We start from the raw sequence: 24,285 nt of genomic DNA, 5'->3' as shown, positions 1-24,285 counted from the left end.
AAAACACATGGGAAATAACGGTTTTGCGAGCCAGGCGGCTCAAAGAAGCGCGAAGGATACGTCAGGCTTCAGACGCTCGCCAGCAACGTCTATCGCCCGATGCAAAGTAGCTCAATCGACACAATGGGTTGTCCGCAGGGCACGCATTGCATAGGCTTGCGCGACTGTATGTCCGCCTGTGTCACGGACAGCCTCGAGGAGAGTGAAAATGGGCCTGAATAATCAGTGGATGCAACGCGATCTCGCAGTGTTGTGGCATCCCTGCACCCAGATGAAAGACCACGAACAGCTGCCGCTGATCCCGATCAAGCGCGGTGAAGGCGTCTGGCTGGAGGATTTCGAAGGCAAGCGCTACCTCGATGCCGTCAGTTCCTGGTGGGTCAACGTGTTCGGTCACGCCAACCCGCGGATCAACCAGCGCATCAAGGATCAGGTCGATCAGCTGGAACACGTGATCCTCGCCGGCTTCAGCCATCAACCGGTGATCGAATTGTCCGAGCGCCTGGTGAAGATGACGCCGCAAGGCCTGAACCGGGTGTTCTACGCCGATAACGGCTCGTCGTGCATCGAAGTCGCGCTGAAAATGAGCTTTCACTACTGGCTCAACCGCGGCCAGCCGAACAAGAAGCGCTTTGTCACCCTGACCAACAGCTACCACGGCGAAACCATGGCGGCGATGTCGGTGGGCGACGTGCCGCTGTTCACCGAAACCTACAAAGCGCTGTTGATGGACACCATCAAGGTGCCGAGCCCGGACTGCTACCTGCGCCCCGAGGGCATGAGCTGGGAAGAGCACTCGCGCAACATGTTCGCCGCCATGGAACAGACCCTGGCCGAGCACCACGACACGGTCGCGGCGGTGATCGTCGAGCCGCTGATCCAGGGCGCTGGCGGCATGCGCATGTACCACCCGGTTTACCTCAAGCTGCTGCGCGAAGCCTGCGACCGCTATGGCGTGCACCTGATCCACGACGAAATCGCCGTGGGCTTCGGTCGTACCGGGACCATGTTCGCCTGCGAACAGGCCGGCATCCGCCCGGATTTCCTGTGCCTGTCCAAGGCCCTGACCGGCGGCTACCTGCCGCTGGCGGCGTGCCTGACCACAGACGAGGTCTACAGCGCCTTCTACGACGATTACCCGACCCTGCGCGCCTTCCTGCACTCCCACAGCTACACCGGCAACCCGCTGGCGTGCGCGGCGGCGTTGGCGACGCTGGATATCTTCGAAGAAGACAAGGTCATCGAGAACAACAAGGCCCTGGCCGCGCGCATGGCCTCCTCCACGGCGCATCTGGCCGAGCATTCGAACGTTTCCGAGATTCGCCAGACCGGCATGGTGCTGGCGATCGAGATGGTCAAGGACAAGGCCACTAAAGAGGCCTATCCGTGGCAGGAGCGCCGGGGCCTGAAAGTTTTCCAGCATGCGCTGGAACGCGGTGCCTTGCTCCGGCCGCTGGGCAGCGTGGTGTATTTCCTGCCGCCCTATGTGATCACTCCGGAGCAGATCGATTTCCTGGCCGAGGTGGCCAGCGAAGGCATCGACATTGCCACCCGCGATAGCGTGAGCGTGGCGGTGCCGAAGGACTTTCACCCGGGTTTCCGTGATCCGGGCTGAGTTTCTGTGGTGTTCGGGCCGGCCCCATCGCGAGCAGGCTCGCTCCCACAGGGACAGCGCAATACCTGTGGGAGCGAGCCTGCTCGCGATTGCAGTCAACACCGATTCAAATGATTCACACCTTTGCAGAGACCAGAAATGAGACTGTCCCGCTTCTTTATCGACGCCCCCCTGAGCACTGGCGAGCACGAACTGCCTGAGGCCCAGGCCCACTACATCGGCCGGGTGCTGCGCATGGCCGAGGGCGATGCGCTGCAGCTGTTCGACGGCTCAGGTCACGAGTTCAGGGCCAGGCTGGTCGAAGTCGGCAAGAAGCGCGTCGTGGTACAGATCGATGAAAGCTTCGCCGGCCAGGTCGAATCGCCGTTGCAGATTCATCTCGGCCAGGGGCTGTCCCGTGGCGAGCGGATGGATTGGGCGATCCAGAAAGCCACCGAATTGGGCGTCAGCGAAATCACTCCGATCTTCAGCGAGCGCTGTGAAGTGCGCCTGAAGGACGAACGCGCCGACAAACGCCTGCTGCACTGGCGCCAGGTGGCGATCAGCGCCTGCGAACAGTGTGGCCGCTCGCGGGTGCCGGTGATTCATCCGCCGGTGTTGCTGGCGGATTGGCTGAAGCACGCCAATGCGGACCTCAAGCTGGTGCTGCACCCGGTGGCCGAGCCGTTGGTCAGTCATGCCAAGCCATCGAGCCTGGCCTTCCTGATTGGTCCGGAGGGTGGGTTGTCGGATGCGGAAGTCGAGCAGGCCAAAGGCGCCGGATTCCACGCGGCACGCCTTGGGCCGCGAGTACTGCGCACAGAAACCGCGCCGGTTGTGGCGCTATCTGTAGCCCAACAGCTTTGGGGTGATTTCTAGGGCCCTATCGCGAGCAGGCTCGCTCCCACAGGGAACGCATTTCAAATGTGGGAGCGAGCCTGCTCGCGATGGCCGCGGCGCGGTCTACAGCAACACCGCAGATAACTACTGCACCGGATCACTCACCGGTTTGGCGATGATCGCCTTCAGCTCGCTGGTCATCGGAAATTCCAGGTTCAGGCCTTTTGGTGGAATCGGCTGTTCGAACCAGCGTTGGTAAATGCCGTTGATCTCGCCTGAGCTGTACAGGTCACTCAGCGCGCCGTTGACCAGCGCGAGGAACTGCGGATCGTCCTTGCGCACCATGCAGCTGTAGATCTCCCGCGACTGCTCCTCCCCGACCACTACCCACTTGTGCGGATCATGGGCCTTGGCGCGCTCGCCGTAGAGCAGCGCGTCATCCATGTAGAACGCCGCCGCGCGACCCGATTGCAACATCTGGAATGCCTCGCCGTGGTCCTTGGCGCTGATCACGAACATGTCGATCTTGTTATCGACGTTGTAGCTTTTCAGGAAGCGCTCGTTGGTGGTGCCCGCGGTGGTCACCACATTCTTGCCGCGCAGGTCGGCGAAGCTCTTGATGCCGCTGTCCCTGGCGGTCAGCAACTGGCCTTTGACGTAGATGAAACCGTAGGAGAACGCCACTTGCTTCTGGCGCTCGGCGGTCACGCCGGTGGAGCCGCATTCCAGGTCCACCGTGCCGTTCTGCACCAACGGAATGCGCGTCTGCGAGGTCACCAGGTTGTACTTCACCTTCAGATCCGGCAGCGCCAGTTGCTGCTGGATACGCTCGACGATCTTGCCTGCCAGATCCACCGAATAGCCCATCGGCTTGCCGCTTTGATCCCCCACGTAAGAGAACGGCACCGACGCATCGCGATACCCCAGGGTGATGCTATGGCTACTGGCGATCTTGCCCAGGGTGCCGGTCAGCGGCGCCTCATTGGCCTGGACCTGACTGCCGAGCAGGAGCCCGAGGGTGCAGGCGAGCAACGTGATTTTTTGCATTGTTATTCTCCGTTGTGGGTGTTGGAAATTTCAGATGCGTGCCGCGATGACGGTGATCTCCACCAGCACCTGCGGTCGCGCCAATTCGGCCTGCACCGTAGTCCGGCTGGGGGCCTGCCCCGGCGATAGCCAGGCCGACCAGACCTCGTTCATCGCGGCAAAATCCTCGGTGATGTTTTTCAGGTAAATGGTCGCGCTGAGCAGGTGATCCTTGTCGCTGCCGGCCTCAGCCAGCAAGGCGTCGATCTTTGCCAGCACTTCGCGGGTCTGGCCACCGGCATCCGGGGCGTCGCCCGGCACCTGGCCGGAGAGAAATACCAGGTCGCCGAAGGTCACGGCGCCAGACAGGCGCGGGTTGCTGTGCAGACGTTGAAGGGTCATGACTGAGTCCTCTTGTGAGACGGGAATTCACGCGGCACGGTGATTGAATCCGTGCAGGTCGATGGAAGGTTGGCGCTGGCCAATCAGCTCGCTGAGCAAGCGTCCACTGCCGCACGCGAGGGTGAAGCCCAGTGCGCCGTGGCCGAGGTTGAGCCACAGGTTGCGATACGCCGTGGCCCCCAGCAGCGGCACACCGCTGGGCGTCGCCGGGCGCATGCCGGCCCATTCCACGGCGGCATCGTAGTCGCCGGCATCGGGAAAGGTGTCGCGGGCCTGGCGCTTGATCAGCGCCAGGCGCTTGGGGTCTACGGCGGGGTCGAAGCCGACGATGTCGACCATCGCCGCCACCCGCAATTGCTCGCCGATGCGGGCGTAGACGATCTTGCGGTCATAGTCGGTGATACTCACCTCCGGCGCCCGTTGGCCGGCGCCAATCGGCACGGTCAGGCTGTAGCCCTTGAGCGGGTACAGCGGCAGATGCAGACCAGGGAGATTGAGCAGTGGGCTGCGGTGGCCGGCGGCGATCACCAGTTGATCGACAGTCAGCACCTGTTCGCCCAGTTCGATGGCATTGACGCTGCCATTGGCGTGGCGAATGCCGGTCACCGATTGCCCCATCCGCCACTCACAGCGCCCGGAAGCCGTCAGCCGAGCGGACAGCAGTTGGCAGAAGGCGTGGCAATCGCCGACCTCTTCGTCCGGGGTATAAATCCCGCCCGCAAAAGTGCCCTCGGCCAGTGCCGGTTCAAGCTGCGCGCACTCGGCAGCCGACAACACCTGCTGTTGTTGTGGGTCGGCCAGCTTGTTGCGCGCATGCTCGAAGCTGTCGGGGCTGCGGAAGGTCACCAGCTTGCCGTTGCGTCGCCACTGGAAGCCGGCCAGCCCATCGTCTTCGCGCCAGTGCTTGAGCGTCTCCTGACTCAGCAGCGCCAGGCGCAACAGATGCGCTGCGTTTTCCCGGTTGACCGAGCTGCGGCACGCGGCGAGGAATGAGGCCATCCACCGCCACTGCGCAAGGTCCAGGCGCGGACGCAGCTTCAACGGCGAATCGCCGCGCAGCATCCAGCCAATGGCCTGCAGCGGCACACCGGCGTCGGCCAGCGGTGCAACGTAGCGGTAGGAGAGCTGGCCGCCATTGGCGAAACTGGTCTGGCTGCCCAGCGAGTCCCGGGCTTCGATCACCGTCACATCGAAGCCGTCGCGCACCAGCGCATAGGCCGTTGCCAGTCCAATCACGCCGCCGCCGATGATGCACACACGCTGAGCCATGTCCGTCCTTAATACCGTGGTGAAGACCAGGCCGAGGTTAGAGCCAGGTGACAGGCGGCGAACAATGAATAAAGATGGCCAACCCATAAACAAAGGTTATGGACTCGCCATGCGCCTTCGTCACATCGAGATTTTCCAGGCGATCCGCCAGACCGGGTCGATCAGCGCCGCCGCGCAGTTGCTGCACGTCTCCCAGCCGGCGGTGACCAAGGTGTTGCAGCACGCCGAGCAGCAGTTGGGTTTTCCGCTGTTCCTGCGGGTTCGCGGCAAGCTGCAGGCCACGCCCGAAGCGCTGGAACTGGAACGTGAGGTCGATAAGGTCAGCGAGAGCCTGCAAGGTGTGCGGCGCCTGGCGCAAAGCCTGCGCCGTGAACCGGGCCACAGCCTGCGCGTCGGCGCCACCCCGGCACTGGCCCTGTCGCTGCTGCCGCCGGCCATTCACGAGTGGACCGGGCGCTACCCGGACATTGCCTGCGAATTGTCCAGCGCCCATAGCCGCGAGTTGGTGCAGAACCTGCTGATGCGCGAAGTGGATGTCGCCCTGACGTTGCAGCGACCGGACCATCCGGGGCTCAAGGCCCAGGCCCTGGCTTCTGGTGTGCTGGTGGCGCTGGCGCCCAAGGGTCATTGGCCGGCCGAAGAGATCGGCCAGCCGCTGCCGCTGATGGCGTTGGCGGGTGCGCCGTTGATTGGATTATCGAGCGCCGACCCTTTGGCCGCGCGACTGGACAGTTACCTCGAAGCGGTCGAGCCTCCACCCCGGGTGCGAATCGCCGTACAGACCTATTCACTGGCGCGGGCGATGGTGGAGTCCGGCGCCGGGCTGGCAGTGATCGACCCGTTCACGGCCCTCGGTGCGTCTCCCTCGGCAACGACCATCCGTCCCCTGGCACCGCCGCTGCCCATCACCCTATACGCCGTGACCCGCGCGAGCGAACCGCCGCCCCATACGCTGAACGACCTGTTGCAGATCTTCAGTCGCCGGGCTCAGGAACAACTGGATCGCCTGATCCCAAGCCCCTCTTGAACATGATCACAAAACAACTGTAGGAGCGAGCCTGCTCGCGAAGGCGTCAGTTCAGCCGACATCACCATTGACTGATCCACCGCAATCGCGAGCAGGCTCGCTCCTACAAGGGAAGTCACAGCCTGCCTCAGAGGACATAAAACCAAATCGCCACAAAGTGCAGCAGACTCCCGGCAATCACGAACAAATGCCAGATCCCGTGGGCATGACGCAAACGGTCGTCGAGGGCAAAAAAGATGATGCCCACGGTGTAAAACACACCACCCAGCGCCAACCAGGTAAAACCGGCGGCGCCCAGCGCGGCGAGCAATGGCTTGACCGCCACCAGCACAATCCAGCCCATCACCGCGTAAATCACGATCGACAGAATCCGCGCTTCCGAGCGCGGTTTGATTTCCTGCAGGATGCCGATCAGCGCCAACCCCCAGACGATCCCGAACAGCGTCCAGCCCCAAGGCCCGCGCAGCGTGACCAGGCAGAACGGTGTGTAGCTGCCGGCGATCAACAGGTAGATCGAGAAGTGATCGACCTTCTGCATGATCGCTTTCTTGCGCCCGCGCACGCTGTGGTACACGGTCGAAGCGCTGTACAGCACCAGCAAGGTAAAGGCGTAGATCGCCATGCTGACGATCTTCCACGGACTGCCGTCGAGGCTGGCGACAACGATCAGCCACACCCCGCCGACAAACGCCGCCACCGCCCCGACCAGATGCGTCCAGGCGTTCAGTTTTTCCCCGTGATACATCGGTTGCCTACCCCTCGAAATCGCAAGGCTCAGGCATCAAGCCTAAAAGCGCAATGTTTCAGAAACAACGCCCTCCCCTGTAGGAGCTGAGCTTGCTCGCGATGGCGGTGTGACAGACAACTCAATACTGACAAAAACACCGCCATCGCGAGCAAGCTCAGCTCCTACAAAGGTCCGCGTTTAAAGGGCACAATCGGATCATTCCAAAAAGAGTCCGCCCCATGCTGATCGACGAAGAGTTGACCCTGAAAAAGCTCGAGGTGTTCCTCGCCTTCATGCGCACCGGCAACCTGGCCCGCGCGGCCGCCGAGTTGCAGACCAGCAACGTCAGCGTGCACCGCGCGATCCACTCCCTGGAAAGCGCCCTGCGCTGCCCGCTGTTCAAGCACGAAGGCCGCAACCTGACGCCGCTGGAAAGCGCCTATGTGCTGGAAGAGCGGGCGCAGAAGCTGATTCATGACGTGGTCGAAAGCGTGCGCCTGACTCGCGAAGCCGCGGGGTTTTCCGCCGAGCGCTTCAAGCTGGGTTCCCTGTATTCGCTGACGGTGAAGACCGTGCCGCAACTGATCATGGGCCTGAAAATCCGCCGCAGCGAACTCAACATCGACCTGATTCTCGGCTCTAACTTCGACCTGCTGTACAAGCTCAAGAACATGGAAGTCGATGCGATCCTGGTGTCCCTGGACGACAGCATCAACGACCCGGACCTGGAGCATCTCCCGCTGTTTTCCGACGACATCTTCCTGGCCACCCCGGCCGACTCGAAGTTTGCCCATCGCCGAGAAGTGGATCTGGCGGAAGTACGCGACGAAACCTTCATCACCCTGACCCAGGGCTTCGCCACACATCAGGACGGCAATCGGGTGTTCAGCCAGGCGGGGTTCGAGCCGAAGGTGGCGATGCAGGTCAATGACATCTTCACCCTGCTGAGCATGGTCAGTTCAGGTGTGGGTTATGCGTTGCTGCCAGGAAGGATCGCTGCGGTGTACGAGAACCGGGTGAAGCTGATTCCGTTGCAGGAACAGTACCGGTTGCAGCAGCACATTGGCGTGGTGTTTCTCAAGGCCAAGGAGAGGGATCCGAACTTGCTGGCGTTGCTGGCTGAGTGTCGGATGTATGCCAATCGGCAGGCTTGAAACGTTGTGGCGAGGGAGCTTGCTCCCGCTCGGGTGCGCAGCACCCGCAAAATCAGGCCACCGGATTTAACTGATACACCCCAGTGGTAGATCTTGGGGCTGCTGCGCAGCCCAGCGGGAGCAAGCTCCCTCGCCACAAAAAACAGTTACCGGATCAGCCAACAATCCCGCGAACAATGAAGTACAACACCGAAGGCCCCAGCAAGCACCCAAGCCCGGTATGGAAGGTCGCCGTCAACGCCCCATAAGGCACCAGCCGCCGATCCGTCGCCGCCAGGCCCGCTGTCACCCCGCTAACAGTCCCGGCCAGGCCACCGAACACCATCGCAGACCGTGGGTTATCCAGGCCCATCCAGCGCGCCGCCACCGGTGTGCCGACCATTACCAGAATCGCCTTGATCAGACCCGTGGCAATCGACAGCGCCATCACATCCGAGCTCGCGCCAATCGCCGCGCCGGTCACCGGCCCCACGATGTAAGTCACCGCGCCCGCGCCGATGGTGGTCATGCTGATCGCGTCGCGATAACCGAACGCCCAGGCCATGCATGCCCCGACAATGAACGGCAGCACCGTGCCCAGCAGCAGCGCGATCACGCCGATCAACCCGGCCTTTTTCGCTTCGGTGGCCTGCACTTCGAACGCCGTAGCGACGATGGCGAAGTCCCGCAGCATGGCGCCGCCCATCAAACCGATGCCGGAGAACAGCGTCAGGTCCGCCAGGCCTTTTTGCCCGCCGGTCAGGGTGCCGCCGACCCAGGCCAGCACCAGGCCGATGACGATGGCAATCGCCGAGCCGTGGATTCGCCCGAAAGTCAGGCGTTTCGACAGAATGACCGACACCCACATGATCACGCCGACGAAGGCGAATGCAGTGACCAGACCGTTATGTTCAAGACCTTTCTCGATGAGATCCCACATATCAGCGACCTCCTGCTGGCGCGGCGACCGGGGTTACTGGCTCCGGCTCATCGGGCAAGGGATCGCCCTTGTGGGTCCGGCTGATCAAGGCAATGGTGCAACCGCAGACCACCACCGAACCGATCGCCGCCAGCACCGCCACCGGGCCGCCGTGCAGGGCCGTGACCACGTTCTGCTGGGCCGCCATCGCCACCACCACCGGAATGTACATGGCGCCCCAGAAGCCGACGCCCATCTCGCAATCCTTGGTCATGCCACCGCGCTTGTGCATCCACAGCCGCGCACAGATCAGCAGGATCATCGCGATCCCGACCCCGCCGACGTTGGATTTGACGCCCAGTAACACGCCGAGCATGTCACCCATGATCACCCCTGCCAGCGTACAAATCGCCAACAGCGCCACACCGTAAATAATCATTGTTGTTGTCCTCAAAGTGCATCGTCGAATGTTGTTTTTGTTGTTCGAAGGCCTTAAGTCGGGTGGTCTAGGGTTGGCGGCTACCCTCCTCACGCAACAGCGCCTGCAGGGTATCGAGCCGGGCACCGTCGAAAGCCATCACGGTCCCTTGCTCGAACACCCGGCGCGCCAGCCCGGTCAGCACCGCACCGGGCGGCAGTTCGATGTGTAGACGTACGCCGCGCTCATAAGCGCTTTGTACGGTGCCGCGCCAATCCACCACGCGGCACATGTTGAAAGCCAGGTCGTCGCGCAAGGCTTCAGTGTTGATGATCGGCCGTGCGCGACTGCCACTCAGGTAGCCGATTTTCGGGGTTTGCAGCGTCACGCGGGCGAACGCTTCGGCCAGGGTTTTCGCGGGCGTTTCCAGCAGCGGACAGTGCGACGGCACACTCACTGCCAGACGCTTGGCCAGGCCGGCACCGCGGCTTCGCGCCAGATCCGCCACCGCCTTCATCGCGCCGTCGCTGCCGGCGATCACCACCTGGTTATCGGCGTTAATGTTCGCCAGGTAAACCGGTGAATCCTCGCGGTGAACCTGCGCCAGCAAAGCCTCCACCGTCGCCAGTTCGAGCCCGGTGATCGCGGTCATGCCATAGCCCTGTGGATAAGCCTGCTGCATCAGCTCGCCACGCAGGCTGACCAGATGCAGCGCATCGCTGAAACCCAGGGCGCCGGCCACCACCGCCGCCGGATAAGCGCCGATGGACAACCCGGCGACGTAATCCGCCGGCATCGCCAGCTGCCGCGCAGCCGCCACCCCCGCGATCAACAGGCACAGCTGCACCGCCCGCGTCGATTGCAATGCCTGGGCAGAATCCAGCCGCGAGACGTCTTCACCGAGTACATCGCTGGCCTCGTTCAGGGTTTCACGCGACACACGCTGGAGCATGCCCGGCTGCTGCGCACCCTGCCCCGGAAACACCAACAAGCTGCTCACGCTGCTTGCTCCTGCGGGTTCCATGGATCGAGTACCAGACAGGCTTCACGGGCGTTTTTCAGCAGCACGCGACTCGAAGAACCGGCCCACTCGCGCAAGGCCACGGCACCGAACGGGGTTTGCAATTGCATGTCCACCACGCACGCCGCCCCATCGAGCCGCGCCACCAGCGCCTGTGCCTGGGCACGGGGCATTGGCTGTGGAACACGCAGAATCAGATCCAGGTCGCTGCCTTCGTGGAGCGCTGCAAAACCACTGGCCAATTCAAACCCGGCACTGCCGCTGACACCCCATGTCCAACCGCAATGGTCGAGCATCGGACGCAATTGCTTGAGCGCCCGTACGGCCGGCAAATCCCGGTCGATGTCGACATGACACAGCTGTTCCGGCTGCACCCGGCGCGACACCGAATCGATCGCCATAGACGCTGCGTAACGCTGCTCACGCAAACGCCCACGCACGCCGACTGCCACCTGCCCCGGCGTCGACACGGCACGCCGCACCACCACCGGCTGGCCCTGGCTGATCGACTCGATCACCCAGGCAGGCGCATCCGCCGGCAGCTGCTCCGGGGACATTCCCCAGAGCAGGTCATGGGCCATGAGCGTGCTCACCACTGCTCTCTCAGCAATTGGCGAACATGGCTCGACGCCGCGCGGTTGCTGGCACCCAAGCGGCTGCTCAGGTCACGGCCGCTGCCGGCGACATCGCCTATCGCCTGAATCAGGCACTCGGTCACGCGGCTGACATCAGCGACGGTTGGCGTTTCGATCTGTTCCACCGACAGGGTTTCCCAGAGCAAGCCGAGGCTGGCATAGCTGTCGATGTCATAGGCCATCGGCGGCACGCTGGCGGCCAGGGTTTCCAGTTCCTCGACACTGCGCAGGGTCACCCGCGCCGCCGAGGCCTTGCCCATGGCATGCACCATCACTCCCGGATCGCGCAGGGCGATGAGGCGATTGGCCTGATACCCGTGCGCCAGAAACGCCCCGGACATGGCCTTGCCCACCAGCAACCCGATCACGGCATGCCCGGCCAGACGCGCGCGGGCATAGCTGTCCGCCGCTGCTGCCAGCGCCTGATGAATGCCGAGGGCTTCTTCGCGACGACCGTAAGCCTGGCTCGGCACATCGACGATGGCGATCAGCGCGCGTTTGTGCGGTTTGTCCCGGTCGGCGGTGATCACTTCATCCACCGCCTTGGCCAGGCCCCAGCCTTCGAGCAGACCGACCTCGCCGTTGCGGGCACGGACGAAACGGTTGTCGGGATCGGCCACCACGGCGATAAAGCGCGCAGCCTGATCACCCAACAAGCCATCGGCCACTTTCAGCGAGGCCGGCAAACCAGCAACAGGCTTGGCATCGGCAGCCAGCGCGTTGAACCAGTGCAGGCCGCGAAGGGAATACGAACTCATGAGCGCGCTCCTTGATACAGGTCGCGAACCGTGGCCGGTTCGATTTGCGGTTCGGCATCCAGCTGCGCCAGCCGTTGCAGGTACAGATCGGCCTGGGCGCTGCGTTGCTGCGCCGGCAGACCTAGCTTGAACAACTCGCTGACCTGCTGGCGGATCTGCGCGACGTCGTCCCCGGCATAGCGATCCACCAGTCCCGTGGCGAAGCGTTGCTCGCCACCGGTCAGGCTCCAGATGAAGGGGCGGTCGCGAGAGTCATATTCCTCAAGCCCGGCTTCCTGCTCGATCACCTGCGGACCGTTCAAACCCAGGCGCGCTTCCTGGGTCACCACCAGGTAGCTGCACAACCCGGCGGCAATCGACATGCCGCCGAAGCAGCCGACGCTGCCGGCAATCACGCCCACCACCGGTTGGTACTGGCGCAGCTCGACAATCGCCGCATGGATGTCGGCAATCGCCGCCAACCCAAGGTTGGCTTCTTGCAAACGCACACCACCGGTTTCCAGCAGCAGTACGGCGCGGGTGGCAATGCCGTTGCGGTTATCTTCGGCGGCCAGTTCCAGCGCGCCGGCAATTTTCGCCCCACCGACTTCACCGAGGCTGCCGCCCTGGAAAGCCCCTTCGATGGCGGCGATCGCCACCGGCAAACCGTCGATGCTGCCCTTGGCGATCACCACGCCGTCATCGGCTTGCGGCACCACGCCCTGACGAGACAACCAGGGCGACATGACCCGCTGAAACGGATCGATCAATTCACGAAAGGTGCGGGCATCGAGCAGGGCTTTCGCCCGTTGCCGCGCACCCAGTTCGATGAAGCTGTGCTTGTTGAGCAACGCGGCGCTGTCAGTCATGGCCGATCTCCTCGAAGCCTTGTTCCAGGCGCAGGCGCACGACACCGGGCGTGGCGCCGAAATCGTGGATATCGATGTCCATCGCCGCCGGCACCTGACCGTCGAACATCCGCGCGAACAGGTGCTGCCAGCGCTGTTCGCTGCCATTGACCGAGGTCTGTACGGTGATCGTCAGCTTGCCGGGTTGGCCGGGCTGGATCAGCACTTCCAGGTCGCCCGAGCCGACACAACCCACCAGTGTGCGACCGCGTGGCGGCTGCCCGGCGGGGAATTCAAAAGACAGGGTTTCCATCAAGAAGCTTCCCTTTATGAAAGGCAGTGGATGAGGCTGTCGCCCGACCCGATACGGTCGATGAACAGGCAGGCTGCGAGCAGGTCGGCAGCGCCACCGGGCGAGGCATTCAAGGCGATCAGTTGTTGGTCCAGCTCATGCAGTCGACGACGCCCGGCGAGGCTGGCACTGCCGCCCGCATCAAGTACCGCCTGGGCACCGCGCTGCATGGTGTGCAGGCCTTCTTCCCCGGCGCGGTACAGCACGCAGGTGTCGGCCAGCCGAGTCATGATCGCCAGCAGCGCATCGAGCCGGGCGTTCTGCTCGCCATGGCCGGCGGCGCGGCTGCGTTGCAGTTGCGGCAGCGCGCGTTCGATCACCGCCGGGAAGCCCAGTTGCGCTTCTTCACGGGCGCCGCGCGCACCGTAGCGCTGGGCAACTTGTGCGCCGTGACTGAGCGGGCGCGGCGCATGGCGATCATCAAGCAAGGCCAGGCGTGCGGCGCGCAACGCGATGGAACCGGCAGCGCTGGACTCGGGCTCAAGGGCCACGGCAGCCACCAACAGACCCAGGGCCCAGATCGCGCCACGGTGGGTGTTCACACCGTCGGTGGTGGCGAGCATCGCTTGCTCGCCTTCACGGCCGATCAGGCCAATGGCTTCGCGCAGTGGCAGGCCTATCTCGCCAATCTCGATCGCGGCCTCGGCCATTTCCTTGAACGCCGGCCACAGGGCCAGCGCCGAAGCGTGCATCAGCCCCAGGTGCAAATCGGTATGGGCGCCGCTACCGCGACGGTCCACCAGTGCCGGCTTCGGCGACAGGTCCGCTTCGTCGATCAGCGCGTCCACCGCCAGGTCTGCCAGGCGCTCGGCCAGGGTCAGGGTTTTCGGTTGCAGGTTGAATGCGTGCATTACCAGCTCCTGAATTTGGCGGGCGGGTTGTAGAGGCCACCGGACCACTCCACCAGATCGGCCACGCTTTTCGCGGCGAGCAGCTCGCGGGTGGCGTCGGTGCGGCGGATGCCCAAGTCTTCGGGCAAGGCGATCAGGCCTTCGCGGCGCATGCGCGCGGTGTCTTTGGGGTTATGGCGCAGGCCGATGGCGGTCACCCCGGCCACGGCGGCGATCATCGCCTGGCGCTCTTCCAGCGAACGGGCCTTGTACAGGTAGGCGATGCCTTCTTCGGTCAACAGGTGGGTGACGTCGTCGCCGTAGACCATGATCGGCGCCAGCGGCATCCCGCTTTTCTTCGCCACGTCGATGGCATCGAGGGTCTCGACGAAGGTCGGTTTGCCGCCTTCCTGGAAGGTCTCGACCATTTGCACCACCAGTTTCTTGCCGCGTTCGAGCATCGGCTCGGCGACATCGGTGTGGCGCATGTCGAGCCAGGCCGGCGTGCCGTGGCGACGACCGCGCGGGTCGTGGCCCATGTTCGGCGCCCCGCCGAAACCGGCCAGACGACCACGGGTCACGGTGGAGGAATGGCCGTCGCCATCGACTTGCAGCGTGGCACCGATGAACAGGTCCACCGCGTATTGCCCGGCCAGCTGGCTGAACATCCGGTTGGAACGCAGGGAGCCGTCGCGCCCGGTGAAGAACACGTCGGGCCGGGCGGCGATGTAGTTTTCCATCCCCAGTTCGGTGCCGAAGCAGTGCACGCTTTCGACCCAGCCGCTTTCGATCGCCGGGATCAATGTCGGGTGCGGGTTGAGAGTCCAGTTGCGGCAGATCTTGCCTTTCAGGCCGAGGGATTCGCCGTAGGTGGGCAGGATCAGTTCGATGGCGGCGGTGTTGAAACCGATGCCGTGGTTCAGGGACTGGACGTTGTGTTTCTCGTAGATCCCGCGAATCGCCATCATCGCTATCAACACGTGCACCGGCTTGATGTGCCGTGGGTCGCGGGTGAACAGCGGCTCGATGTAGAACGGCTTGTCCGCCACCACCACGAAATCGACCCAGGACGCGGGGATGTCGACCCGAGGCAGGTCGCTGACGTCATCCACCAACTGGTTGACCTGGACGATGACGATGCCGTCGCTGAAGGCCGCCGGTTCGATCAATGCTGGAGTGTCTTCGGTGCTGGGCCCGGTGTAGATGTTGCCAGCGCGGTCGGCCATGAAACCGGCCGAGAGCACCACGTTGGGAATCAGGTCCACCACCAGCCGCGCATAAAGTTCGATGTATGTGTGGATCGCGCCGATTTCCAGCAGGCCGTCTTCGAGCAACTGGCTGATACGCAGGCTTTGGGTGCCGGCGAAGGAAAAGTCGAGCTTGCGGGCGATGCCGCGTTCGAACAGATCCAGATGCTCGGAGCGCCCGACGCTGGGCATGATCATATGCAGGTCATGCAGCTTGGCCGGATCGGCCTTGACCAGCGAGCGGGAAAGAAAATCCGCCTGCTTCTGGTTGTTGCCTTCGAGCACCACTCGGTCGCCGGGCAGGATCAACGCTTCCAGCGCGGCCACGATGTTCTCGGTGGGCAACACCGCACCATCGGCAAGGCCCTTGACCAACGCCAGACGCCGCTGCTTTTCGCTGCGCCGCCGCGTCCATCGCGAGTCGGGGGATATTGTTGTTGTCATGACCACTCCACGGGTTCGCTGTCGTGGGGGTCACAGTAGGAGGGTTGGGTGCGGGGGATCAATCAAGCGCAGTGGTGGATTGTTACGGTTAGGGTAATAGACCGTTTCTAACATTTTCGGCAACTTGCTTTAAATCTCTTTTCAGATAATCAAATGACCTGATACTTCTAGACAAATCCGGGGCCAGGGCCAAAGACATAAAGCCCTCATTATTCTGTAATGTCGACGACGAATTAACTGCCACCATATCAGGTGTTATTTTTCTCTTTCGAGCTTCCAAATATCCTGCCGACAATTCATTACGATAATAATTTTTATCCATATATTTTTTAAGATTCTGGGGGGCACCAACATACATTCTCCCATCTATTGAATCGTTACTTAGCTGCCCTAAACTTCTCGGTGTCGCCCAATTTTTTTGCTGCCCTTCTACTCGCGAATGGGCGCGAGGATTAAACTTTGCTGCAACTCTCCGCACAGGTTGAACTTCAAGGAATTTTCTAAATGGATCAGGGGGTCCGTAAAGATCCTTAATTAAATCAATCTCCATAGTATCTAACATGAACCAAGGTTTTTTTGCATTAACCACGTCATTCAACTGCTTAAATTTAAAAGAACTAGGCAGTTCACTTACCCAATTGAAGGCTCTCCCGGTTGGATCACTTCGATTAACTGGATCCCCGGAACAGTAGCAATAAGCATTTAACCCACCCTTATCAAACGGACTTAAACGATCCGGACTATTAAAACGCATCAATACCGAGCTAAACGCCCGATGCCCATTGCCTAATAAATAACATCCGGTGACCGTATCCCGCCGCTCACCATTAAACTCCAACAAACTAGTTAAACCACTCTCAGCGGGATGATATCCATATGGACCATAAACAATACGAGGGCGCGGCCGCTGACCGACCGCATGCAATACAGAACGCTGCGTATCGGTAGCCAATAGGTCTGTTTCTACACTACCGCCCATTCGTTGCTGTTGCGCCAATATCTGATCACCCTGCTGCATTATTGTGGTCTGCGTCTGGCCCTGAATTTCCGTGGCCAGCCGGCTTTTACAGTAAAACCGCTGCAGATCATCCTGCCCCGTCCGATTCAAGCCAATCAGACTATCCAGTGCATCGTAGTAATAACGGCAAAGGATGTTTCGGGTGTTTGAAGGCATAGGCTGGGTTCCTGCTGCTCCTTGGTGCAGGCATCCAGATTCAACCGGTTCGCTGAATGTGTCCACTAGCAGAACTGATAGGTAGTCGGCCTTTATCTCAATGTCAGCACTGGCGCCTTTGCGGGCAAGCACAGCCACCGCAATCTTCAATGCCTGAATGTATTGATCAATGAGTCCCAAAAGAGGACCGATCGGTCCCAATTTGGTAATCGTCAATTCAGTATCAGCAACCTTCGTGGCGAGGAACGCTTGAGGTTTTTGTTTAAAAGCTTGTCCGCAGGAGCGGTGTGCGGCTACGCATTCTTGCGTCGCGACCTACAACAATGCCGGAGCCCGCTGACTGGTGGGCTTTTGCGCGGGTCTTTATCGTTTTGGGTGTCGCTGCAAATTCAGCGACCGGGCTTGGAACCCCGGGGTGTAGACGACGCAAAAGCGCCCTTCATAACGTATGCTTGCGCACCTTGAATGTGTGCACTCCGTTATGGCGGCTGTGCGCGGGAGACCTTCTGGTCTGCCGGGTTTTGTCCGTTTACCCCGGGTTCCAACCTGCGTACAGCTGCCACCCCTTCGATTGGAACCCAAGGGAGCAGTTAAAACTCGTTAGACGGAGATTCTCTATGTTCAAAGTCACTCCCAATCCCCCAGAATCCGACACCGATCCCCTCGAAGCCGAGAAACTCAAGGAAGCCGCCGACCGCGCCTTCTCCCACTACTTCCCGCCCTCTCACGAAAAACCGGCCAGGCGCCAAAAATTTCAGCTCTTCGCCGTCTCTCCCAATATCGGCACCGAAGCGCTGCTGGCCAACGCCTCCGAAGACCTGCTGTCGATCAGTGCCATCGCGGCGGATCTGGCGGACGATGTGGAGGGTTCGCGTCGCTCTGTCGCCTTGGCGCTGAGCAGGATGGCCGATGGGGTGCATTTGTTGGTGGAGCGGGCGCTGGATCAGCATGAGGTGTTGGCTGAGGCCAAGGTTTAGCAGACAGGTCTTTGGCGAATTGAAGGCCGTCTTCGCGAGCAGGCTCGCTCCCACATTTGAAATGCATTCCACTGTGGGAGCGAGCCTGCTCGCGAAGGGGCCAATCAGGTCAACCCTGCCTCCACCAACAACTCCTCCAGCGCCATCAAATCCGGCACCTTCGCCACCTGGTCAGCCACCTGCACCGCCGCCTGTTCCAGCGGGCACAACGGCACATCCACATAGCTCAACTGGCTGTCGAGCTTGTACGAACGTGGAATGCCCTGGACCAGCATTGCGATGAATTTCAGTTCAGGCCGGCCACCCAGTGCGTTGAGGATGACGATGCGTGCACGCTCGCCGATGACGATTTTGTTGCCGCAGGCCGATTCGAAGCTGAGCAGGGGAATCTGTCGATTGCGCCAGGTGACCCGGCCGAGGTACCAGGGCGGTGTGTCGAGGTCGAAAGCCGCGGGTTGGTAGTCGATCAGCTCGGCCACCGCGACGTTGGGCAGGATCAGGTTGCGGTCGGCCAGGGGCAGCAGCAGGCCGGTGAGGTTGATGCTGCGCGGGTTGAGGCGCCGCTCATGCATGGGTTTTGCTCCACAGGGCAATGCTTTCGAGCAGTACCGATTCCTGGTACGGCTTGCCGAGGTAGTCGTTGACGCCGATGGCCATGGCCCGGTCGCGGTGTTTCTGCCCGGTACGGGACGTGATCATGATGATGGGCAGGTGCTGCAAGCGCTCATCGTTGCGCACTTGGGTCGCCACTTCGAAACCGTCCATGCGCGGCATCTCGATGTCCAGCAGCATGATGTCCGGCAGGTGCTCTTCGAGCAGCTGCATGGCGTCGACGCCGTCCTTGGCCGTGAGCACGTTCATGCCATGCCGTTCCAGCAGACGGCTGGTGACCTTGCGCACCGTGACCGAATCGTCGACCACCATGACCAGCAGCGGCTTTTGCGGTTCGAATTCGCTTTCGTGGACGGGCGTGCGTTGCGGCACATGGGCCTGCAAGGCGCGGATCGGTGCGAGCAGATCGAGAATCAGCACCACCCGGCCATCGCCCAGAATCGTGGCCCCGGAAACGCCCTGCACGGCGGCGAACTGCGGGCCGAGGCTCTTGACCACGATCTCCCGCGTGCCGGCCATGGCGTCGACCTGTACCGCGATGTGGCGCTCGTTGCATTGCACCAGCAGCACCGGCAGCGGCAGGCTCTGGCCCAGCAGTTTGGGCCGGGGACAGGTTTTCAGCAGCTCGCCCAGATAGCACAGTTCATAGCGCTGACCGGCGTATTCATAGGTCGGCGGATCGAGGCGGAAATGCCCTTCGAGTTCGTTGGGCAGCACGCGAACGATGCCGTCGATGGTGTTCAGCGGAATCGCATACTGATCCTCACCGCATTGCACCATCAGCGCCCGGTTGACCGACACGGTGAACGGCAGGCGGATCCGGAAATGCACGCCCTGCCCCGGCACAGAGTCGATGCTCATGCTGCCGCCCAGTTGCCGCACCTCTTCATGCACCACGTCCATGCCGACGCCGCGTCCGGAGATCTGGGTGATTTTCTCGGCGGTGGAAAACCCCGGTTGCAGGATGAACTGCAACACATCGCGGTCGCTGATTTCACTGCTCTGATCGATCAGACCGCGCTTGACCGCCTTGCGCCGCACGGCATCCAGCGGTACGCCAGCGCCGTCGTCGCGGATGTCGAAAATCATGTCGCCGCCTTCACGCAATAGATCCAGGGTGATCCGCCCCTGCGCCGGCTTGCCCGCCGCGACCCGCACCTCGGCGGATTCCAGGCCGTGGTCCACGGCGTTGCGCAGCATGTGTTCCAGTGGCGCCGCCATGCGTTCGAGCACGTTGCGATCCATCTCGCCTTCGGCGTTGCCGACGATGAACTCCACGTCCTTGCCCAGCTCGCTCGCCACCTGGCGGACGATACGCTTGAGGCGCGGCAGCATTCTCTCGAACGGCACCATGCGCGTGCGCATCAGGCCTTCCTGCAATTCGGTGTTGATGCGGCCCTGTTGCTGCAACAGGTTTTCCGCGTCTTGATTGCGCCGGTCGAGGGTTTCCTTGAGGTCGAGCAAGTCGGAGGCGGACTCAAACAAGGCTCGCGACAGTTGCTGCAACTGTGAGTGACGGTCCATCTCCAGCGGGTCGAATTCCTCATAACCCAGGCGCTCGGCGTCCTGTTGCCGGCTGAGGATCCGGCCCTGGGTTTCGGTGTCGAGGCGGCGCAACTGATCACGCATGCGCTCGATGGTGGTTTCCATCTCGTTCAACGCCACCTGCGCATCGCTGACCTGCTGTTCGATCCGCCCACGGAAGATCGACGTCTCGCCTGCCAGGTTGACCAGGTCGTCGAGCAACTCCGCCGAGACCTTGACCATGTCCGCACCGACATCCGCCGGCTGCAACGGCGCTTCGGTCTTGACCACGACGGGCGACACAGCCGCTGCCGCTGCTGGCGCTTCGGGGACTGAGGGATGACTGAAATTCCTGATCGCATCGAGCAACCGGTCGGCCGGTGGCAACGGTTCCCCGGCGCGCGCCGCGTCGAGCATTTGCGCCAACCGGTCATGGCTGCGTTGCAGCAGCTCGAACAACGCGCCCGTGGGTTTGAGCAGGCCGGTGGACAAGCCTTCGTAGAGAAACTCCAGTTCATGGGCCAGATCGCCGATGGGCGTGATTTCCACCATGCGCGCACCGCCCTTGAGGGTGTGCAGGTCGCGCAGCAGGGTTTCCACTTCCTGGCGGTTCGAGGGTTCGGCCTGCCAGCGCAACAGCGCCGCGCCGGAACTCTCGATGATGTCGAAACCTTCCTCGAGGAAGATCTCCAGCAAATCGCTGTCGTGATGGGGCGCGTCGTCGGGCTCTTGCTCAATCACCTCGGCGGGGCTGCCATGGCCATGGCGGAAGGCGTGGATGGCCTCGATCAGTTCACCGGGGTCGTCCAGCGACTGGTGGCGCTGCAACTGCTCAAGCTGCTGCGCCAAGTGGTCATGGCTGTGTTGCAGCAATTGCGCCAGCGCTTCGCTGTAGTTGTAGCGGCGATCCACCAGGCCTTCGTAGAGACCTTCCAGCTCATGGGCCAGATCGCCGACCGGCTCGACCTCGGCCATCCGCGCGCCGCCCTTGAGGGTGTGCAAGTCCCGTTGCAGGGACGACAGGGGGGCTGCGTTTTGCGGCTCGCTCAACCAGCGATGCAAGGCCTGGCTGGCGCTGTCGAGGATATCCACGGCTTCTTCGAGGAAGATCGAAACGATCTCTTCATCCAGCTCACTATCCCTTGTAGGAGCGAGCTCGCTCGCGATGGACTCACCGGCACCGCGTTCTTCCAATGAAAACGCGTCATCGTTGACGTCCATCGCGAGCAGGCTCGCTCCCACAGGGGGGAGAGTGTTTTCAGCTCCCACAGGGGGGAATGTGGCTTCGAGTTCAGCGGTGGCATCGCCCAGTTCGCGAATGCTCAGGGTCCGGCTGCCGTCACTGCGAATCAGGCCCATGGCCGAGGGATCGAGGCTTTCATTGAGCAAGCCTTGCAAGGCCCGAACCCGGTCCGGACGGGGGCTGACTTCCTGGCCGGCGGCCAGTTCGTCGAGCATGTCGATCAGCGCTTCGTGGGCACTTTGCGCTTCCCGGAAAAACGTTTCGCTGACCGCCAGGCTGCTCTCCTCCACGGCACCGTAGAGATCAAGCAAGGCTTCGCAGAGTTCATCCACCGGATGCAGGTCGGCCAGATGCGCGCCTTCGCCCAGCGTGGTCAATTCGTCCAGCAGCGCACTGAGTTCCTGACGTTCGCCGGGGTGCTGCTGCCAGCGCTGCAGCAGGCTCTCGGCGTCCAGCAGGATGTCCATGCCCTGGGCCAGGAAGTTGTTGATCAATTGCGGATCACGCTTGATCCGCGGGGCGTCGCTGGGCACATCCAGCAGGCTTTGCAGGCGTTCGGCGAGCATCGCCCGGGTCCGTTCGATCAGGTCGCGTGCATGGGGGATCTCGGCCAGCGGATCTTTTTTCAGCTGGCGCAAGCCAAGACGGAACAGGCCTTCGGCCTCCAGCAGCACGTCGACTTCGTCCAGGTCCAGGGGGATCTGGTGAGCCTTGTACTCCCGGACCAGCTGATCCAGCGGCACCGCCAGCTCGACGATCGGCAAGACCCCGGCCATCGAAGCGCTGCCCTTGAGGGTGTGCAGAGCTCGCAGCAAGGCATCACTGGCCTGCAACGGCAGGTGATCGGCGGTCTCGTCGAGGAAGCGATTGAGGCTGCTCAAATGGGTTTCCGCTTCTTTGCGGAAGATCTCCAGCAGCAGCGGATCCAGCGCCGAGACGTCCTGCGTGTCCTCATCGGATAACGGCTCTTCGCTATTGGCCAGCGCATGGGCGCGGGCCGCCAACTGATCGACATCGCTGCGCTGACGCTGGGCATGGGCGGCGTACTCGGCCACCAGTTCCGGCAGCAGGCGCAACACATCGCCGATCAGTTGCTGCACCGTGGCACCCGGTTCGACGCTGCCTTCAAGCACGCGGTTGAGCAGGTTTTCCACCGTCCAGGCGAGTTCGCCGATCACCAGCGCGCGCACCATCCGGCCACTGCCCTTGAGGGTGTGGAAGGCGCGACGCAGTTCGCTCAGGGCCGAGCGATTGTCAGGGTTGATCGACCAGCGAGGCAGGTACTCGCGAAGGATTTCCAGGACTTCGTCGGTTTCCTCGAGGAACACTTCGCGCAGTTCATCGTCCACCGGCTCTTCGTCGGCCGGTGGCGGCAAGAGGCTGCCCGGCGTGTTCCGGGCCGGAGGATTGAGGGCGGATACGGGACTGGCCAATACATCGGCCAGGGACCGGGCGACGGCCGAGGCATCCAGCTCCTGCTGTTGTTGCAAGCTCTGCGCTTCACTGGGGCTGAGCACATCCTCCAGCACCGGCACCTGTTGTTCGCTGGGCTGTTCGTTAGGGAAGAAGCCGAGTGTCGCCAGGCTTTGTTCGGCGATGTCGAGCAACTGCTCGCCCGGCGCTTCCGGGTCATCGTTGAGGCGTTCGAGGTAATACTCGAGGCTGGCGATGACGTCGGCCAGGCTGTCCAGTTCCTGCCAGTCGGGCTGGCCGGGGTCGAGCAGCAGATGTTCGCGAATGAAGTGATTGCAGGTTTCGACCAGGCCCGCCGCGCGGCTCAGGGGAATCATCGCCAGCGCACCGCGCACCTGGGTCAGCAGGGCAGGCAGTGGCTGCAAATGCTGACGGTCCCAGTCGGCGTCGATGTAGTCGACGATCATGTCCTTGGCCTGCTGCAGGCAGATGCGGGCTTCCTTGATCACGATCTGATGAATCTGCGTCAGGTCGGTGGTCGGCAGGCGGCCTTCCTCCTGGCTCTCGGGCTCCACGGTACCGACCATGCCGGCCAGGGTCGCTTCGACGTAGAGCAAGGCCCCGGCGACGTCCATCAGGGTCGCGTCATCGGGGGTGCGCTGGCCCTGGGCAAGGCTCAGCACCACCGCCAACTGGTCGATGATGACCTTGCGCGGCTGGCCGAAACCCAGCACCGCCAGGGTGTCGGCGATTTGCCGCAAAGGCGCGAGCAGGCTGTCGAGATCCGAGGCATGCTGCCGGTCGCTGCGCACGAACAGGTCCAGGCGCTCCTTGACCCGCACCAACTCTTCGCACAATGCAGCGAGCACCGAACGCATGGCATCGCGGTCGGGGCCGGCGAGCCGTGCGCGTTCTTCATCGACCATTGCGCTGTCGGGCAGCGCGTCATCCAGTCCGTAGCGATCTTTCATGATCAGTATCTGCCCGGTGGGGTGTTCGACCTTGGCTATGTAGAACAGCAAACTTTTGAGCAGCTCCGGCGGCGCCGGTTGATTGATGGCGGGCATGCCCTGTTCGAGCAGGCGCTTGAGTTCCTTGTCGGCGTCCTTGAACAGGCTGCGCAAGGCCGGACTGTTGGCGATCGCGCCGCCGCGCATGCCTTCGACCAGCGCCGAAGCGACCTGCCACAGCGGGCTCAGGGGCGCATTGCCGCACAGGCTTTCGAGGCGGGAGAACACCTTGGCCAGAAGACCGAGGTGAGTGTCGTCATCCTGCTCGCGGAGCAGGCCGACCAGGGCCATTTGCAGCATCTGTCGCAACTTGCGCAGCACGTTGGGCAGATCAGCCGGCTCCAGCAACGCCAGGGTCTCGGCGTCCAGTGGCGGCAAGTCCGGCAGTTGCGGGCTGAACAGGCTGGTTTCCGACAACAGGCTTTCGCCACGGGCGCTGCGCAGGTCGTTGATCAATGGCAGCACCACCAGCGGCAAGTCACGGCGCGCGCCCTGCACCCGGTCGAGGTAGATCGGCAGTTGCCCCAGGGCTTGCAGCATCAGGTGCAGCGCTTCGTCACGATGGCTGACGCGGTCGTTCTGCAGGGCGACGATCAGGTGTTCCATCTCTTCGGCGAGCAGGGCCGCGCCGTAGAATTCGACCATCTGCAAACTGCCGTGAACCTGATGGATGCACGCCAGGCAATCGCTCAGGGCGTGCGTCGCCTGCGGGTCATCAAGCTGGATTTCGATCGCGTGATGAGCCTGCTTCAGCGTTTCGGCAATCTCGCCCTTGACCCATTCGAGGGCCACATAGTCGTGCCGATCACCCATAACCACTCCACTTTTCGCTTCAGTCACGTTGCATCATTCAAATGGCATGC

The 24,285-nt window shown here is 62.4% G+C and carries 21 protein-coding genes; 5 read left to right on the top strand and 16 right to left on the bottom strand.

Features of this window, described 5'->3' with window-relative positions; all coding sequences use genetic code 11:
• The first annotated feature begins 208 nt into the window (after positions 1–208).
• Complete coding sequence (locus tag ABTV29_RS01755) at positions 209–1,615, top strand: adenosylmethionine--8-amino-7-oxononanoate transaminase (RefSeq protein WP_433768567.1); 1,407 nt, start codon at positions 209–211, stop codon at positions 1,613–1,615.
• Between the two features lie 138 nt (positions 1,616–1,753).
• Entirely contained in the window at positions 1,754–2,473 is a 720-nt protein-coding gene (locus ABTV29_RS01750; protein ID WP_433768565.1) for a 16S rRNA (uracil(1498)-N(3))-methyltransferase, read from the top strand.
• A gap of 105 nt (positions 2,474–2,578) precedes the next feature.
• Here the strand turns inward: ABTV29_RS01750 and ABTV29_RS01745 are convergent, their stop codons facing one another.
• From ABTV29_RS01745 to ABTV29_RS01735, 3 genes are read right to left on the bottom strand one after another with little or no spacing between them, the layout of a single operon-like run.
• Positions 2,579–3,481 (bottom strand): transporter substrate-binding domain-containing protein, encoded by a 903-nt coding sequence (locus tag ABTV29_RS01745; RefSeq protein WP_433768564.1) that lies wholly within the window; start codon positions 3,479–3,481, stop codon positions 2,579–2,581.
• Positions 3,482–3,511: 30 nt separating this feature from the next.
• Positions 3,512–3,862 carry a RidA family protein gene (locus tag ABTV29_RS01740; RefSeq protein WP_433768562.1) on the bottom strand — a complete coding sequence of 117 codons (351 nt, stop codon included), beginning with the start codon at positions 3,860–3,862 and terminating at the stop codon, positions 3,512–3,514.
• Between the two features lie 27 nt (positions 3,863–3,889).
• Entirely contained in the window at positions 3,890–5,131 is a 1,242-nt protein-coding gene (locus tag ABTV29_RS01735) for a D-amino acid dehydrogenase (RefSeq protein ID WP_433768561.1), read from the bottom strand.
• A 109-nt stretch (positions 5,132–5,240) separates the two neighbouring features.
• Here ABTV29_RS01735 and ABTV29_RS01730 point away from each other — a divergent pair, with 109 nt between their 5' ends.
• Positions 5,241–6,158, top strand: a complete 918-nt coding sequence (locus tag ABTV29_RS01730) for a LysR family transcriptional regulator (RefSeq protein WP_433768560.1) — start codon at positions 5,241–5,243, stop codon at positions 6,156–6,158.
• 127 nt (positions 6,159–6,285) lie between these two features.
• On the opposite strand, the gene trhA is transcribed toward ABTV29_RS01730, so the two are convergent.
• A complete protein-coding gene (gene trhA / locus ABTV29_RS01725; protein WP_433768558.1) occupies positions 6,286–6,903 on the bottom strand; it encodes a PAQR family membrane homeostasis protein TrhA in 618 nt (205 codons plus the stop codon).
• Between the two features lie 221 nt (positions 6,904–7,124).
• Between trhA and ABTV29_RS01720 the strand changes: the two genes are divergently transcribed.
• A complete protein-coding gene (locus ABTV29_RS01720; protein WP_433768557.1) occupies positions 7,125–8,039 on the top strand; it encodes a LysR family transcriptional regulator in 915 nt (304 codons plus the stop codon).
• A 154-nt stretch (positions 8,040–8,193) separates the two neighbouring features.
• On the opposite strand, the gene madM is transcribed toward ABTV29_RS01720, so the two are convergent.
• The 10 genes from madM to ABTV29_RS01670 all read right to left on the bottom strand — a co-directional run bounded on the left by madM (position 8,194) and on the right by ABTV29_RS01670 (position 16,859).
• Positions 8,194–8,958, bottom strand: a complete 765-nt coding sequence (gene madM / locus ABTV29_RS01715; RefSeq protein WP_433768556.1) for a malonate transporter subunit MadM — start codon at positions 8,956–8,958, stop codon at positions 8,194–8,196.
• Position 8,959: 1 nt separating this feature from the next.
• On the bottom strand, positions 8,960–9,376 hold the full coding sequence (gene madL, locus ABTV29_RS01710) for a malonate transporter subunit MadL (protein ID WP_433768554.1): 417 nt from the start codon (positions 9,374–9,376) through the stop codon (positions 8,960–8,962).
• A gap of 67 nt (positions 9,377–9,443) precedes the next feature.
• Entirely contained in the window at positions 9,444–10,355 is a 912-nt protein-coding gene (mdcH, locus tag ABTV29_RS01705) for a malonate decarboxylase subunit epsilon (RefSeq protein ID WP_433768552.1), read from the bottom strand.
• Positions 10,352–10,972, bottom strand: a complete 621-nt coding sequence (locus tag ABTV29_RS01700; protein ID WP_433768551.1) for a malonate decarboxylase holo-ACP synthase — start codon at positions 10,970–10,972, stop codon at positions 10,352–10,354. The genes mdcH and ABTV29_RS01700 overlap by 4 nt, the downstream gene beginning before the upstream one ends.
• A complete protein-coding gene (gene mdcE / locus ABTV29_RS01695) occupies positions 10,966–11,769 on the bottom strand; it encodes a biotin-independent malonate decarboxylase subunit gamma (RefSeq protein WP_433768550.1) in 804 nt (267 codons plus the stop codon). Before mdcE ends, ABTV29_RS01700 begins: the two co-directional genes overlap by 7 nt.
• Positions 11,766–12,617: a biotin-independent malonate decarboxylase subunit beta gene (locus tag ABTV29_RS01690; protein WP_433768548.1), complete on the bottom strand. Its 852-nt coding sequence runs from the start codon at positions 12,615–12,617 to the stop codon at positions 11,766–11,768. The genes mdcE and ABTV29_RS01690 overlap by 4 nt, the downstream gene beginning before the upstream one ends.
• A complete protein-coding gene (locus ABTV29_RS01685; RefSeq protein ID WP_433768547.1) occupies positions 12,610–12,909 on the bottom strand; it encodes a malonate decarboxylase subunit delta in 300 nt (99 codons plus the stop codon). The genes ABTV29_RS01690 and ABTV29_RS01685 overlap by 8 nt, the downstream gene beginning before the upstream one ends.
• A 14-nt stretch (positions 12,910–12,923) precedes the next feature.
• Positions 12,924–13,799, bottom strand: coding sequence for a triphosphoribosyl-dephospho-CoA synthase (locus tag ABTV29_RS01680; protein ID WP_433768546.1), 876 nt, complete (start codon positions 13,797–13,799; stop codon positions 12,924–12,926).
• Entirely contained in the window at positions 13,799–15,469 is a 1,671-nt protein-coding gene (mdcA, locus tag ABTV29_RS01675) for a malonate decarboxylase subunit alpha (RefSeq protein WP_433768544.1), read from the bottom strand. The genes ABTV29_RS01680 and mdcA overlap by 1 nt, the downstream gene beginning before the upstream one ends.
• Positions 15,470–15,557: 88 nt before the next feature.
• A complete protein-coding gene (locus tag ABTV29_RS01670) occupies positions 15,558–16,859 on the bottom strand; it encodes an RHS repeat-associated core domain-containing protein (RefSeq protein ID WP_433768542.1) in 1,302 nt (433 codons plus the stop codon).
• Between the two features lie 401 nt (positions 16,860–17,260).
• Here ABTV29_RS01670 and ABTV29_RS01665 point away from each other — a divergent pair, with 401 nt between their 5' ends.
• Positions 17,261–17,620 (top strand): DUF6124 family protein, encoded by a 360-nt coding sequence (locus ABTV29_RS01665; RefSeq protein ID WP_433768541.1) that lies wholly within the window; start codon positions 17,261–17,263, stop codon positions 17,618–17,620.
• A 104-nt stretch (positions 17,621–17,724) separates the two neighbouring features.
• Here the strand turns inward: ABTV29_RS01665 and ABTV29_RS01660 are convergent, their stop codons facing one another.
• Positions 17,725–18,192 (bottom strand): chemotaxis protein CheW, encoded by a 468-nt coding sequence (locus ABTV29_RS01660; RefSeq protein ID WP_433768539.1) that lies wholly within the window; start codon positions 18,190–18,192, stop codon positions 17,725–17,727.
• Complete coding sequence (locus ABTV29_RS01655; protein WP_433768538.1) at positions 18,185–24,235, bottom strand: Hpt domain-containing protein; 6,051 nt, start codon at positions 24,233–24,235, stop codon at positions 18,185–18,187. Before ABTV29_RS01655 ends, ABTV29_RS01660 begins: the two co-directional genes overlap by 8 nt.
• Between the last annotated feature and the right edge of the window lie 50 nt (positions 24,236–24,285).

This window comes from Pseudomonas putida, assembly GCF_050989985.1.
Lineage (GTDB): Bacteria > Pseudomonadota > Gammaproteobacteria > Pseudomonadales > Pseudomonadaceae > Aquipseudomonas > Aquipseudomonas putida_AI.
Note: the sequence above shows the minus strand (reverse complement) of the source record. Positions and strands in the feature narration are given on the sequence as shown.

Coding starts and splice junctions, on each gene's coding strand:
- ABTV29_RS01755 (WP_433768567.1), top strand. CDS start 209: ATGGGCCTGAATAATCAGTGGATGCAACGCGATCTCGCAGTGTTGTGG.
- ABTV29_RS01735 (WP_433768561.1), bottom strand. CDS start 5,131: ATGGCTCAGCGTGTGTGCATCATCGGCGGCGGCGTGATTGGACTGGCA.
- ABTV29_RS01750 (WP_433768565.1), top strand. CDS start 1,754: ATGAGACTGTCCCGCTTCTTTATCGACGCCCCCCTGAGCACTGGCGAG.
- ABTV29_RS01685 (WP_433768547.1), bottom strand. CDS start 12,909: ATGGAAACCCTGTCTTTTGAATTCCCCGCCGGGCAGCCGCCACGCGGT.
- madL (WP_433768554.1), bottom strand. CDS start 9,376: ATGATTATTTACGGTGTGGCGCTGTTGGCGATTTGTACGCTGGCAGGG.
- ABTV29_RS01665 (WP_433768541.1), top strand. CDS start 17,261: ATGTTCAAAGTCACTCCCAATCCCCCAGAATCCGACACCGATCCCCTC.
- trhA (WP_433768558.1), bottom strand. CDS start 6,903: ATGTATCACGGGGAAAAACTGAACGCCTGGACGCATCTGGTCGGGGCG.
- ABTV29_RS01690 (WP_433768548.1), bottom strand. CDS start 12,617: ATGACTGACAGCGCCGCGTTGCTCAACAAGCACAGCTTCATCGAACTG.
- ABTV29_RS01730 (WP_433768560.1), top strand. CDS start 5,241: ATGCGCCTTCGTCACATCGAGATTTTCCAGGCGATCCGCCAGACCGGG.
- ABTV29_RS01655 (WP_433768538.1), bottom strand. CDS start 24,235: ATGGGTGATCGGCACGACTATGTGGCCCTCGAATGGGTCAAGGGCGAG.
- ABTV29_RS01720 (WP_433768557.1), top strand. CDS start 7,125: ATGCTGATCGACGAAGAGTTGACCCTGAAAAAGCTCGAGGTGTTCCTC.
- ABTV29_RS01660 (WP_433768539.1), bottom strand. CDS start 18,192: ATGCATGAGCGGCGCCTCAACCCGCGCAGCATCAACCTCACCGGCCTG.
- ABTV29_RS01740 (WP_433768562.1), bottom strand. CDS start 3,862: ATGACCCTTCAACGTCTGCACAGCAACCCGCGCCTGTCTGGCGCCGTG.
- ABTV29_RS01745 (WP_433768564.1), bottom strand. CDS start 3,481: ATGCAAAAAATCACGTTGCTCGCCTGCACCCTCGGGCTCCTGCTCGGC.
- ABTV29_RS01680 (WP_433768546.1), bottom strand. CDS start 13,799: ATGCACGCATTCAACCTGCAACCGAAAACCCTGACCCTGGCCGAGCGC.
- madM (WP_433768556.1), bottom strand. CDS start 8,958: ATGTGGGATCTCATCGAGAAAGGTCTTGAACATAACGGTCTGGTCACT.
- mdcA (WP_433768544.1), bottom strand. CDS start 15,469: ATGACAACAACAATATCCCCCGACTCGCGATGGACGCGGCGGCGCAGC.
- mdcE (WP_433768550.1), bottom strand. CDS start 11,769: ATGAGTTCGTATTCCCTTCGCGGCCTGCACTGGTTCAACGCGCTGGCT.